Raw genomic sequence first — 13,662 nt, forward strand, 5'->3', positions numbered from 1 at the left:
GAGATCATGAACGACAACACCGCCGCCGGGGCGCCCACCGCCGGGGCCGGGGCCGCCGACGACACCGCGCCGCCGGTTCCCGACGACATCAAGGAAGCCGCCCGGCTCGCTCCCGACCACTGGCTGGGCATGGTCGACCCCGCGTGGTCGGGGGAGGGCGAACCGCCCGACTGGGCGGTGGTGGGCCAGTGGAGGTCCGGCCTGGACGGCGATATCGAGGAGTGGCGCCCCAACGAGGAGTACCGCCCCTCGCCCCAGGCGCTCGGCTGGTCCGCGCCGACCGATCCGGTGGACGAGGCGGTCCAGCTCGCCGCCACCGGTTACGGCCCGGGTGAGGCGGTGCCGCGGACGCTGGCCGTGGCGGAGGTCGCCGTCCTGCTCGGCCCCGGCGGCGTCCCGTTGTCGGCCACCTCGCCCGACGGGGCCTGGGTGGTGCCCGTCTTCACGTCCCCCACGTACCTGCACGCGGCCGGGCGCTTCGGCTACGAACTGATGCCGGTTCCCGACGTGGTGGACCGGATACCGGCAGGCCATGTGCTCTACCTCAACCCCTCCGGACCGGTCGGCATGACCGTGGAGACCGACGCCCTGCGCCGGGCGGTCGAAGCGGCGGTCCAGGAAGCCGCGGAGACGCCGGACGGGGAGGAAACCGAAAGCCGGTCGGCCCCCGCGCCCTCCTCGACGGCCGGTGGCGCGGACGTACCGAAGCGCCCGGCCGGCGAGACCCCCGCCGGCGCCCGTGCCGGGGGAGGGGCCGGCCAGGAGCCGACCCCCGGCCTCGGCGACTGACCGCGGCGTACCGCACACTGCGTACCGCTGACCGCTGACCGCACACCGATGGAGTTGCCTCCCATGACGAGCCCTTCCGGTACTCCGGAGCAGGAGCCTGAGAACACCGCCGAGGCGGACACCGCGGACGAGCCCGTCGGCGCGGGCCCGGGCGGCCCGCCCCCGGCCGTCCCGGGCGGTCCCGTCCAGGGCGGTCCGTCCGCCGTGCTGAAGGGCCAACCGGGGTTCCGGGAGCCGCCCGAGGACTACATCAAGGCCGCCAAGGCGGCCCCCAACCACTGGCTGTCCGTGATCGACCGGCACTGGAACGGTGACGAGGGCGAGCCCACTCCCTCCTGGGCGAGCCTCGGGCGCTGGCGCAGCGACGAGAACGGGGAGATCGTCGAGTGGGAGGTGAACACCGACTACCGTCCCTCACCCGACGCGCACGGCTGGGCCCCGCCGGTCAGTCCCGTGGACGCCGCCGTGCAGCTGGTCGCCACCGGATACGCCTCGGAGGATCTGTTCGCCCTGATGCTCGCCGACGCCGAGGTGGCCGTGTGTCTCGACGAGAACGGCGGCCTGGCGGTGACGGACGCGGAGGACGGTACCGAGGCCGTGCCCGTCTTCTCGCCGTCACCGGAGCTGGAGGACGACAAACTGCCTCCGCACGAGGTGATGTTCGTACCCGATCTCCTGGACCGGTTGCCGGAAGGGAAGGAGGTGCTGTTCCTCAGCTCCTCCGCCCCGGTGGGACAGCTCGTCACGGCGAGCTCGCTGCGGGAGGCCAAGTCCGACCTTGAGCGGTACGAGGCGGAGGAGGCCGCCGACGTGTGGTCGACCCCTCCCGCACCGGCCGGCGGCTCGCCCGAGGGCATCGCGGATCTGCCGGACCTCGGGTCGGTCGAGGGATGGCCCGACTTCCCCACGGACGCGCAGTGGCCGACGGACGAGAGCGCGGAGGACGGGCCGGGCAGCGGCGACGGGCCGGCCGGGAAGCCGGAGCGGCCCGGGCCCGGAGCGGCGGAAGAGAACTGATACGCGGGTGGCCCCGGCGGAGACCGCCGGGGCCACCGGCGAACCGGAGCGGGGACGGCGAGCGCGGCCGTCGAACTCGAAACTGTGATCCTACGGTTGACCTTTGAACGGTATCCTCGGGCGGTACTCCAAGGTGGTCTCCGGCCCGTAACCGACGGCGTTCCCACGCGCGGTCGGCGATTCCGCTTTCTGCCCGCGCGGTGGAACGCGGAGGCGACGGGCGGCGTCTTCCTCGAAGCACGGCACCTCTCGTGGCGTACGAACGGGGCGTCAGGAGCGCGCTGCCGGACGCGGCCGGGAACAGAGTCGTCCTCGGACCGGACCACGATCCTGTCGTGTCACACGACGTTCACGTTCCACGCCCCGGCACGTCATGGAAGGGAACCCCGACTTAGAGGTCTGCGCCACCAGACTGTTAACTGATGAGGGTGAGTTCGAAAGGATGGACCGTGTCTTCTGTTTCTGGAGTGCCCGCCGGTGAGTGAGTACGACGACAGGGCCGTCCCGGAGAAACCTGTTCTGCCCGCACCAGAGCCCGAGCCCGAACCAGAGTCCTTCCCCGCTGCCGAAGACGCCGGGGTGATACCGGTGTTCGGGCAGATCGCCACTGAGTCCGCCGCCGTCGAGTCCGCCGCCACCGTCGGGCCGACGGCCGTGGCCGACGAGGACCGGACCGACGAGGACCGGACCGACGGAGCGGACGGCCCGGCCGCGTCCCTGCCCGAACCGCCCCCGGAAGTGGTCGAGGCCGCCCGCGGCCTGCCCGACCGGTGGCTGAGCGTTCCCGATCCCGCGTGGTCGGGCGAGGGCGAGCCGCCCGACTGGGCGATCCCCGGCCGGTGGCGTACGGACTCCTCGGGCACTGTCGTGGCGTGGGAGGACAACGAGGAGTACCGCCCCTCCCCGGACGCGCTCGGCTGGCCCAGGGCCACCGACCCGGTCGAGTCCGCGATCCAGCGCGCCGTGACCGGCTACGGACCCGCCGGGGAGGTCCTCCGTACGCTGGCCGCCGCGAAGGTCGCGGTGCTCGTCGGCCCCGACGGCGAGCCGGTGGCCGTGCGGTCGGCGCAGGGCGAGCCGGTGATCCCCGTCTTCACCAGCCCCGCGTACTACCGCGTCGTCGGGACGTTCGCCGCCCGGCTGGTGCCGGTGCCCGACGTGGTCGAGGGGCTGCCCGAGGGGCACTCCCTCTACGTCAACCCGACCGGACCGGCAGGGATGATCATGGAGACCGAGGCGCTGGCCGAGGAGATCGCGGCCCAGGAGCGCGGCGAGGCCCGCCCGGTGAGCGTGGACGGGACGGGAGAGCCGAGGACTCCGCGCATCCACGCGGTACGGGTGGCGGATCCGGCGGTCCGGGCGATGGACGACGAGGCGGACGACAAGGCGGCCGCGGACATCGCCACGGCTGACGCGGAGGACGGTGCGGGCCGGGCCGACGCGTCCGGCGTGCCCGACGCGTCGGACGTGCCCGACGCACCCGCCGCCACCGAGGCGGGCGAGGCTCCGGTCGGCGGGAGGCCGGAGGAGTGACACCCTGGGGTGGTCCTTTCGCGCGGCGCCGCGGCGACCGTTCCGCGGCTGTCGCGAAGCGCCTGCGGGACGACGGTGTGCCCTCGGCCGGTGGAGTACCGGCCGAGGAGGAGATGTTGGACGCGCCGGAAGGGCTCCTGGTCGAGGACCACGACGGCCTGCTGTTGCTCCGGACCCCCTCGGACGACACGCTCACCCCCGCCGACGTCGCCGACCTGGCGCGCAGCATGCGCAACGACGACGGGACCGTGACCGTCATCGCGGGCGCCGAGGGGATGGAGGCCGCCGCCTTCTGGCCGAGGCTGAGCGAACTGCTGGACTCCCTGAGCGAGTCGGGCACCGAGACGGTACGGCTGGTCATGGCCGGTGCCGGGCACGACATCAAGGACCGGCCCGCCACGGCGCGCCGGATCGCCGACGCCTGGGGGTTCGAGGTGAAGGCCCCGGACGGGCCGCCCCTCGTCGTACCGGGCGGCTCGCTCTTCGTCCCGCCCGCACCGGAGGCCGGCGGGAAGCCGTCGGCGGGCGGCTGGTGGCGGTTCGCTCCGGGCGTGAACCCGGAACCCCTGGGCCCGCGCAGCCCGGAGCCGTCCTGGCAGCCCGCGCTGCGCGGCGTGCCGTCGGGTACGGCCGGCGGGAGCGTGGTGGAACAGATCCCGGCCGGGCTGCTGGTACGCCCCGCCGAGGCCACTCCGGCCCAGCCCGGCGACCTCTACCACGCCGTGCCGGTCGACCCCCGGCGCCCGGCCGTGGTCATTGGCGTGCCCTACGGCGAGGACGTGTCGGCCGAGGAGGTCGCCGAGGTGCTCGAGGCCCTGCCGGAGGAGGTCAGGTCCGGCGTACGGCTCGCGCCCGGCGGGCGGCGTGACGTGCTGCCGCTGGCGCAGTCGGTGTCCGACCGGCTGGCCGCCGACGTGGAGGTGATGACCGGTCTGCCGCTCGTCGCGGCGGGCGGTCCGCTGGGGGCGTACACCGTGCGGTCGGTGCTGGCCGCACCGGACGGCACGCCGAAGTGGATGCCGTTCGTGGACGCCGTCGTGTGCCGGCCGCCGGACGGGGAAGGCCGTGCCCGGCCGCCCCGGCTGCTGCGCTGGACCCCGCCGCTGCCGGGCCCCGCGCGCCCGGAGGAGGGCGTGGTCGGCCTGACCGACCGCTGGCAGGTCACGGTCACCAGGGCGGGCCTGTGGCTCGGTCCTCGGAACGGCCCGAGGCTGTCCCCCACGGCACGTCAGGTCGACGCGGCCGGCCCGGTGATCGAGCTGGGCATGCCGGGCGAACTCATGGACGCGTCCCTGTGGCCGGTCCTGTCGAACCTGCTGGGAGCCCTGACACCGGCCCTGCGTGAGCGCGCGACGCTGCATGTGCACGGCGTGTCCCAGGACGGCGGGCGCGAACTGCGCCGACTGGCCGCCCAGTACCGCCTGCGCACCCTCCGCTACGCCGCTCCCGCCCCGGCACCGGCCCGCCCGAGGCCGACGGCTCAGACCCTGGCCCCGGCCCAGCCCCAGGTCCAGGTTCGGCCCGGCCAGGCCGCGACGGCCGCCACGGGCGGGGCGCCGCCCGCGCCCGCACCCGGGCCTGCGCACGCACCGGTGTCCACACCGGTGCCGCCGTCACCGTCGGCGGTGCCGGTGCCGACCGGGGGAACCCGGCCGGCGACGGCGCCCGTACGGGGGACCGGACAGCCGGAGCGGGCCGCCGCGGCGGAGGCCGGTTCGGCCGGGGCCGTGGCACCGGCGGGGCGCCCGGGGACGGGTACGGGCCCCGAACAGCCGGGACAGCCGGGACAGCCGGGCCTGCCGTCGCGACCGGGACAGCCGGATCAGCCAGGTCAGGCAGGTCAGGCACGCCGGCCGGGACCGTCGGGGAAGCCGGACCTGCCGTTGCGGCCGCTGCAGCCGGGCCGGACCGCCGGATCCGGGCCCGCCCGGCTGGCGGAAGGCGCCGGCCGGGCCGCCCGGGCCGAACGTGCCCGGCAGCTCAGGGAGGCCATGGCCGCGGCGGCGAGCGCGAACAGAACGACAGATGGACGCGCCGAACGTGCCCGGCAGTTGAGGGAGGCCATGGCCGCGGGCGCGACGGCGGGGACGGACGCGAGTGTGTCGGCGGGCGCCGGGGCGCCCGTACGGACCCCCGGCGCGGGCACGGGCACGGCCGGAGTCCCCGGAGGCGCTGGGGCACTTGGGGCGCCCGGAACGCCACGTACGCCAAGTACGCCAAGTACGCCTGGCAAGCCGGGGACGCCCCCGGACCTCGGCGCACAGCCCGAGTTGGACGACTGGTCCGACGACCGCGTACCGATCGGTTCGCTGGGACGCCCCAGGAGGCCGGGCGCGGCCGGGGGACCGGCGTCCGGCACCGCGGCCGGCCCCACCGTTCCGGCACCGGCGGAACAGCGGGAACCCGCCGAGCGCCACGGGGCGCCGGAGCGTGCCGAGGAGAAGGACGCCCGGACGCCGACTCCGGACGCCGAGCGGAGCGCGGCCCCCGTGCGGGCCGCGCGGCCGGGTGCGGGCGAAGACGCCGGGACCGAGCCCGGGGCCGGCACCGAGCCGGACCCGGCCGGGCCCGACGCCCCGGCAGGGACCGCCGACCCCCGCCGAGCGGACGGCCCGCGGCGGCCGGACGAACCGAGCCGGCCTGGGGCGGCGGGGTCCGGCCGTGCTGGGGATTCCGAGCGGGACAGTGATCCTTGTGCGGTCGGCGGTCCTGTGCCGGCGGATGGCCCCGTGGCGGCGGACGGTCCCGTGCGGGCCGACGGCGCGGAGACGGCCGACGGCGTCGGCACGGGCCACGGTCCGGTGCGGGTCGGCGGTCCGGAGCGCGTTGATGGTCCTGCCCGGGCCGATGTCCCCACGACGGACGACGGCTCCGATGCGGCCGGTGGCCCCGCGCAAGCCGATGACGCGGTGCGAACCGGTGCTTCCGCGCGCACGGGGGGCACCGAGGCGACCGACGAGCCGGGGCCGAACGGAGAGCCGTTCCGCGCCCCGGACCCCGGGGCGCACGAGAGGGCCGTAGAGGACGATCGGCCCGCTCCGTCCGGTCCGGCCGAGACACAAGGAAACGGGCGCGACGGTCAGGACGGGCGCGACGGACGAGACGGGCGCGATGCCCAGGCCGACCTCCCCGGGGCGTCCGGCCCTCGCGCCGCCGGTCCTCGTACCGCCGGCCCTGACGCCTCCGGCCCCGCCGAGGAGGAGAACCCGGCGTCGGCGGACGGCCCGGAGCCGCCCGCGACGCGAGGCCCTGCCGAAGAGCCCGCGAGCGATCCCCGGTCGAGCTGGACCGAGGCCCCGGGCCGGCCCGACGACGTACCCCCGCCGAAATCGGTGCGCGCGGAATCCGGCACGCCGGCCGATCCGGCGCCCGCCACGCCCCCCACGTCTCCGGGGGCCATGGCATCCCGCGACATGACGGCCGGGAGGCCGGCCGACGGCCCGGACGGTTCTTCCCCGGCCGGACCGACGCCCGCGCCGGACGAGCCGGGCCGCGGTCGCGGAACCGCACGCCCCGACGTGTCGGACGCGTCGGACGTGTCGACGGAACCGGGCGGTGCGAGGACGGTACGGGACGAAGCAGGTGAAGAGGGCGAGTCGGCGCAGATCCCCGACGCCTCGGAGACCCCCGGCACCCCGGGGACCCCTGACGCACCTGACGTACCTGATGCCCCGGGCACACCCGAGGTCCCGGACGCCGGCACCGACGCCCACACCGAGGCCGACGACGCCGATGTCGCCCAGGACCCCCTGCCCCCCGTCCCGTTGGACCCCGGACACCGCAGCAGCGAAGTGGAACGCACCGCCTTCCGCGCGCTCGCGGAGGGTATGTGGGACCGGCACGGCGCCGCCGTCGCCCGCTCCCTCGCCCGGATGCCCGCGCTGCGCGGCAAGGAACAGGAGGCGGCCCGCGCCGATCTGATCGCGTTGCGCATGTACCTGCACATCTCCGAGGGCCCGTTGAGCCATGGCGCGGTGACCCGCGCCCTGCGCGACTACGAGCCCGACATGCTGCCGTACGGCGCCTGCGTGGCCTCGGCGCTGAACCGGCTGCCGTCCTACCGGGGCGCTGTGCTGCGCGGCACGGGCAGTGACCCCACCGCCGACGGCTCCGGCGTCCCCGCCCTCCCCCGTCGCGGGACACTGCTGCGCGACGCGGCCCTGCTGAGCACCACGCCGCTCGATCCCACCCGTACGTCCATGATGCCGGGCGGGAGCTATGTCATCTGGTCGGCGACCGGCCGTCGCGTACGGCAGTTGTCCGACCACAGCCGTGGGCCCGAGGAGGTGGTGTTCGCCCCGGGGACCCTCTTCCGGGTGCTGGACGTCCGCCGCGACGGTCCGTCCGTACAGATTTTCCTGCGTGAACTGACCGGTCCCGCCGCGGCGGCCACGCCCGATCCCGAAACGGATCGGGCCGTACTCGCCCGGTTGGACGATGTCGTGCGCGGGCGCTCGGCGGCACCGGAGGGCACCGGCCACTGGCCGGAGCGCTGCGTCGGCGCCGTGGGCGCCGGGCCGTGACGCGACACCGAACCCAGACATGAGTAAGGAAGTTGCATGGCACGTGAGCATGATCCTTCCAACCGCATACCGCCGCGGTCCGGCACGTCCGCCGACGCAGGCGCCTCCGGGAAGTCCGGGAAGCCCGGAAGCTCGCCGGTGTCGGTCCGCAGGGCGGTGACGATGCGGGGAGCGGCCGGGGACCCGGGCGGTGCTCTGGCCCCCGGCGGCGCTCTGACGCCGGGCGGCGGACAGCGCGGCCGTACGAACGCGTCGCCCACCGCGGCCACCACGGACGCGCATGCCCGTACGGAGCGCAACGGACCGACGAGCGACGGGCCGAAGGGCGACGGGCCGGGGAACAAGGGGCCTGAGCGCGACGACCCGAAGAACAAGAGCCCGAAAGGCGACGACCCGGAGAACAAGGGTCCGGAGAACAAGGACGCCCGGAAGAAGTCCACGGAGCGTACGGACGCCGACGGGGCCACCGGCACCGCGAGAGGCATCGGCGCCCCGAAGTCGTCGGCCGCCGCCCCGGCCGGGGCCAAGGCGGCTGACAGGGCGGCGACCCAGGCGGCGGTCAAGGCGGCGGCCAAGGGCAATGCCGAATCGGCCGCGTCCGCGCCCGACTCCTCGGCGTCCTCCGCGTCCTCCGCGTCTGCTTCCTCCGCGTCCTCCTCGGCTCCGACCACCGTGCTGGCGACCGTCAGCACCGCCGGCGGCGCGGCGCCGGACGCCGCCGTGGCGGCGGCAGCGGCGGGCAGCGGTGGCGCGGGCACGGGTTCGCGCGCGGGCGACGAGCCGCCCGGGAGCCGCCCCAAGAAGCCGATGCTGGCGGCGGCGGCGATCGTCGGCGCGATACTGATCGCGGTCCCGTTCCTCGTGGCCGGGCAGGACGAGCGCGAGCCCGAACGGACCCGCACGCAGAACGCGGCCGGCACGGTCTTGGACGCCGAGCGCTCCGCCGTTCCGGACACCTACACGAGCGAGTCACCGGCTCCCTCCCCCAAGCCGAGCAAGGAGAAGGAGGAGAAGAAGGAGAAGCCGCCCGCGCCGGTGGTCCACAAGCAGCCGCCCGCGCCGTCGCCGAGCGCGTCCGAGAAGCCCGAAGCGGACAAGCCCAAGGACCAGCCCAAGCCCAAGGTCAAGGAGCTGACCGCGGCCGAGAAGCTGCGCCAGTGGGCCAACGGCCGCTCCGGCGTGCAGAACACCGTGATCAAGAACGCGGTGACCGGCCAGTGCATCGACATCGGGTACTACGACAAGGGCAAGATCAACGAGCCGGTCAACCAGTACCCGTGCAACGACACGACCGGCGACAACCAGCTGTGGAACCTGGACATCGTGGACAAGGACGGTGGCCCCCAGAACGCCCCCCTCTTCCTGATCCGCAACAGCAAGGACGGGCTGTGCCTGGACCTGGGCTACTACAAGGCGAGGTCGGCGGGCACGAAGGTCAGCGAGTTCCACTGCAACGCGACCGGTGACAACCAGCTCTGGTGGCTCGACCCCCGCGGGGACGGGACCAACTGGATCCGTAACGCCGTCAGCAACGACCTGTGCCTGCGCCCGACCGGCGGAGCCACGGCGGGCAACGACGCCCGGCTCGAAATCGCCGCGTGCGGTTTCGGCGACCGCTGGATCGTCTGAGGACGGACCCGCTCAGGCGGACCCGACGTCCCCGTTTCCGAGGTGTACTCAGCTACACCACGGAAACGGGGATGTTCTCTCTCCCGGCCCTCCCGGCCGCTCTCGTAGCGTTCTGCACGGCACGGCGGGGACAGCAGCGCGCCGTGCCATCCACCTCAACTGCGAGAGGGCACAAGCATGTTCTGGCGGCGTGGCGGTCACCCCCGTACGGAAGCCGAAGAGGCAGCGACGGCGACGGCCGGACGGGCGGGAGCCGGGCCCGCGTCCGGGACCGGTTACCCGGCCGGCGCACTCGTGCTCGAAGGGGTCCACCGGGAGTACGAGCGCGGGGTCCCCGCACTGCACCCCCTCGACCTCACCGTCCCGTCCGGGCGGTTCCTCGCCGTCATGGGCCCCTCGGGGTGCGGCAAGTCCACGCTGTTGCAGTGCGCGGCGGGACTCGACCGGCCGACGGGCGGGACCGTGCGCATCGGCGGTACGGACCTGTCCTCGCTCTCGGAGACCCGGCTGACCCGGCTGCGGCGCGAGCGCCTCGGGTTCGTGTTCCAGGCCCACAATCTCGTCCCGTCGCTGAGCGTCCTGGAGAACGTCGCGCTGCCGCTCATGCTGGGCCGCGCCCGGTCGATGTTCGCGGGCCCGCGACGCCTGGCACGCACGCTCGCCGCGTTGTCGGAGTCACCCGAGTACGTCCATTACACGGGCGATCCTCCGCCTTGCGATCGCACGCACCAGACGCCGCGGGCTGATCCGCGAACATCGACCGGGCGCGGCCCAAGCGGCACAACCGCGGGCGACGAACTCCGCGCCCGGGACGCCCTCGCCGCCGTGGGCCTCGCCGAGCGGGCCGACGCGTCACCGGCGGAGCTGTCCGGCGGCCAGAGCCAGCGCGTGGCGATCGCCCGCGCGCTCGTCACCCGTCCGGACATCGTCTTCGCCGACGAACCGACGGGAGCCCTCGACCCCGCCACCGCCCAGGAGGTGCTCGCGCTGCTGCGCCGGGCCGTCGACCGGGACGGTCACACGGTCGTCATGGTCACGCACGACCCGGTGGCCGCGGCCCGCGCGGACGAGATCCTCTTTCTGGGACAGGGGCGGGTCGTGGACTGTTTGGAGGGAGCGGACCCCGACCAGGTGCGCCGGTTCATGGGCGCACTGGGCCGTGACGCGGAGCGACGGCGGGCCGGACCGGTGAAGGCACCGGCGGACACGCGGACGCCGGTCCTCTCGACGGCGCACGAGGGAGCGGCGCGATGAGCGAGGACGCCGTCGACAACTCGGGCGCGGGCGCCGACACGGGCATACGCGCGGGCGCGGACATACGCACGGGCGCGGGCGCACGGGGAGCGGTGGGCGCCGTCTCCGGCTCCCGACCCGCCGACGGGCCCGGCGGTATCGGCCCCGGCGGTACAGGCCCCGGCACCATCGGCCCCGGTACCGTCGGCCCCGGTACCGTCGGCCCCGGTGTGAAGGTGACGCGGCTGCTGGCCGCCCGCTCGGCCCGTACGCACCGCAAGGCCTGGGCCGCCGTGTTCGCCGCGCTGGCACTCACCTCCCTCCTGCTCGGCTCGTTCGGGCTCGCCCTCGGTTCCGCCGCGCTCGGGCACGCGCGCGTCGAGCGGTACGCCGCTGCCGACCTCGTCGTCGCCGGGAACCAGAACACCGCGCACACCGCGAAGGAGCTGGGCGGAACCACGACCGTACGGGCCGGGCTCACCGAGCGGGTACGGATCCCGGACGCGGCCCTCGACGTCGTACGGAACGTCCCCGGGGTCGGGGCGGCCGTCGCCGACCGGGTCTTCCAGGTGGGCGTCGGCGGGGCGGCCGCGGTCGGACGGCCGTGGCCCGCCGCCCGGCTCGCGCCGTACGCGCTCCGGGACGGACGCGCGCCGCGCGGGGCGGACGAGGTCGTCGTGGAGCGCGGAGTCGCCCGGGTCGGCGAGCGCGTCGTCCTGCGGGTGGCGGGCGCGGACACGCCGTACACCGTCGTGGGCGTCACGGACGGGCCGGGCACGGCGACCGGCACGCCGGCGGGTACGGAGCCAGGTGCGGCGGCGGGCCCGTCTGACAGGGACGGTGCCACGGCCGGAGCGGCGGCCGGCACGGCGGCGAGCCCGGTGATCCACTTCTCCCAGGAGACCGCGCGCAGGCTGTCCGGGCACCGGGACTCGCTGGACGCCGTCGGCGTCGTCGCCGAGCCGGGCGTGTCCACCGACGCGCTGGCCGAGGACGTACGGCAGGCCCTGGCGAAGGCCGGCCTCCAGGACACCGGCCGGCGTGCCGACGGCGACCCGTCCGGCCTGCGGGTCCTGACCGGGGACGAGCGGGGCGCGGCCGAGTACCTGGGCGTCGCTCCCGCCCGTTCGACCCTGCTGGCCCTGTTCGCGTCCGTGGCCGGCACGGTCGTCCTCGTCTCGCTGCTCGTGGTCGCCTCGACCACCGTCCAGGCGCTGCGGCAACGCTCGTACGAGCTGGGGCTGTTGCGCGCGGTGGGCGCGACACCGGGGCAGGTGCGCGGCGCGGTGGGCCGGGAGGTGGGCCGGATCGCGACCGTCGCCGCGGGGTGCGGCGCGCTGGTGGCGGTGCCCGGGTACCTCGGTCTGCGTGCCCTGCCGGTCGTCCAGGACGCCCTGCCCGCCGGACTCGTCCTGCCCGCGCCGGCCTGGCTGTGGGCCGCCCCGCTGGTCACGGCGGGGATCACGGTGCTGATGGCGTGGCTCGCCGCGCTGATCGCCTGCGCCGGAACGGTGAAGGCGCGGCCCGCCGAGGCGCTGCGCGAGACGGGACCCGGCCAGGGGCGGCGGATCAGTGGACTGGTGCTGCTGGGACTGGGCGTGATGGCGGCGGGTACGGCCACGACCCAGGGCGGTCAGGCGGCGGGCGCCGCGGCCGGTGGGGCGGCCATCATGATGGTGATCGGGTGCGCGCTGCTCGGACCGTGGATCGCCGCGGGCGCGATGCGGGTGCTCGGGGTGCCGCTGCGGCGGCTCGGCGGCACCGGCGGACGGCTGGCCGCCGCCGGCTCCGCGGCCTCGGCGGTCCGTCTCGGGGCGGCCATCACGCCGATCGTGCTGGTCACGGCGTTCGTCTGCGTGCAGCTCGCGAGCGGTGCGACCGTCGCCCGCCAGGCGGACGAGCAGGCACGGGCGGCGCTGCGCGCCGGCCTGACGGTCGGTGCGGAGGGCGGGCTGCCGGGCGGCGCGCTGGACCGGATCCGGCGGACCGCGGGCGTGAGCGCGGCGACGGACGTCGTACGGAGCTCGGTGGTACTGGCGGGGAAGACCCTCGGCGCGCCCGAGCTGGAACCGCTGCCGGTGCTGGGCGTGACGGCGGAGGGCCTGGAGCGGACGCTGGATCCGGAGGTGACGGAGGGGAGCGTGGCGGACCTCGCCCCCGGCACGGTCGCGGTCGGCGCGGACCGGGCCCGGTCGCTCGGCGTACGGCCGGGGACGTCCGGCGACACCGTCACACTGCGGTTCGGGGACGGGCAGGAGGCGCGGCTGCGGGTGGTGGCGACGTACGAACGCTCCCTGGCCTTCGGCGATTTCCTCCTCTCCCGCGACGAACTGCTGCGGCACATGTCCGTCCCCGGCCCGGCCCGGGTCCTGGTCGCGCTCGCCCCGGACGCCGACCCCGCGCGGACGGGCGGGGAACTGGCGGCGGCGCTGCCGGGCGCCCGGGTGGACCTGTCGCCCGGACCCGTGCGGGTGACGACGGACGACGCGGAACTGGTCTCGCTGGTCACGGTGGCGGTAGTGGGCGCGATCGCCGGCCTCACGATGATCGCCGTCCTGAGCACCCTGTCGCTCATCGCGGTGGGCCGCCGCCCGGAGCTGCGCCTCCTCCGCCTGGCGGGCGCCGGCCGCCGCCCCCTGCGGTCCATGCTCACCCTGGAAGCGGCGGCCGTGGCGCTGACGGGCCTGGTGGTGGGAGGGACGGTGGCGTCGGTCCCGCTGCTCGCGTTCGCCCTGGCCCTGGCGGGCTCGCTGCCGTACCTGCCGCCGGTGGTGGGCGGCCTGGTCGTGGCGGTGGTGGCGGTGACGGCCGTGGCGGGCACGCTGCTCCCGCTCCGCCCGACGCTGAGGGGCACGTACCCCCTGGAGTGCCGCTGAGCCCCGGAGCGCCGCTGCTCCCGCCACCCGCTCACGCCGACGGCCCGTGCCCGGCGGGAGCG

The 13,662-nt window shown here is 75.7% G+C and carries 7 protein-coding genes; all 7 read left to right on the forward strand.

Going from position 1 to position 13,662, the window contains the following annotated elements:
* The first annotated feature begins 6 nt into the window (after window positions 1-6).
* Window positions 7-789: a type VII secretion system-associated protein gene (locus ACU6P3_RS18680; protein WP_447193296.1), complete on the forward strand. Its 783-nt coding sequence runs from the start codon at window positions 7-9 to the stop codon at window positions 787-789.
* A 63-nt stretch (window positions 790-852) separates the two neighbouring features.
* Window positions 853-1,806, forward strand: a complete 954-nt coding sequence (locus ACU6P3_RS18685) for a type VII secretion system-associated protein (protein ID WP_447193297.1) — start codon at window positions 853-855, stop codon at window positions 1,804-1,806.
* Window positions 1,807-2,283: 477 nt separating this feature from the next.
* On the forward strand, window positions 2,284-3,339 hold the full coding sequence (locus ACU6P3_RS18690; protein WP_447193298.1) for a type VII secretion system-associated protein: 1,056 nt from the start codon (window positions 2,284-2,286) through the stop codon (window positions 3,337-3,339).
* A gap of 113 nt (window positions 3,340-3,452) precedes the next feature.
* Window positions 3,453-7,862 (forward strand): hypothetical protein, encoded by a 4,410-nt coding sequence (locus ACU6P3_RS18695; protein WP_447193299.1) that lies wholly within the window; start codon window positions 3,453-3,455, stop codon window positions 7,860-7,862.
* 36 nt (window positions 7,863-7,898) lie between these two features.
* Window positions 7,899-9,491, forward strand: coding sequence for an RICIN domain-containing protein (locus tag ACU6P3_RS18700; RefSeq protein WP_447193300.1), 1,593 nt, complete (start codon window positions 7,899-7,901; stop codon window positions 9,489-9,491).
* A 339-nt stretch (window positions 9,492-9,830) separates the two neighbouring features.
* Window positions 9,831-10,745, forward strand: a complete 915-nt coding sequence (locus ACU6P3_RS18705; RefSeq protein ID WP_447197951.1) for an ABC transporter ATP-binding protein — start codon at window positions 9,831-9,833, stop codon at window positions 10,743-10,745.
* Window positions 10,742-13,600 (forward strand): ABC transporter permease, encoded by a 2,859-nt coding sequence (locus ACU6P3_RS18710; RefSeq protein ID WP_447193301.1) that lies wholly within the window; start codon window positions 10,742-10,744, stop codon window positions 13,598-13,600. Before ACU6P3_RS18705 ends, ACU6P3_RS18710 begins: the two co-directional genes overlap by 4 nt.
* The last annotated feature ends 62 nt before the right edge of the window (window positions 13,601-13,662 follow it).

It is taken from the genome of Streptomyces hebeiensis (assembly GCF_052983195.1).

What these genes read in the sequence shown, in the direction of transcription:
- ACU6P3_RS18680 (WP_447193296.1), top strand. Translation starts at nt 7, where the DNA reads ATGAACGACAACACCGCCGCCGGGGCGCCCACCGCCGGGGCCGGGGCC.
- ACU6P3_RS18685 (WP_447193297.1), top strand. Translation starts at nt 853, where the DNA reads ATGACGAGCCCTTCCGGTACTCCGGAGCAGGAGCCTGAGAACACCGCC.
- ACU6P3_RS18695 (WP_447193299.1), top strand. Translation starts at nt 3,453, where the DNA reads ATGTTGGACGCGCCGGAAGGGCTCCTGGTCGAGGACCACGACGGCCTG.
- ACU6P3_RS18700 (WP_447193300.1), top strand. Translation starts at nt 7,899, where the DNA reads ATGGCACGTGAGCATGATCCTTCCAACCGCATACCGCCGCGGTCCGGC.
- ACU6P3_RS18710 (WP_447193301.1), top strand. Translation starts at nt 10,742, where the DNA reads ATGAGCGAGGACGCCGTCGACAACTCGGGCGCGGGCGCCGACACGGGC.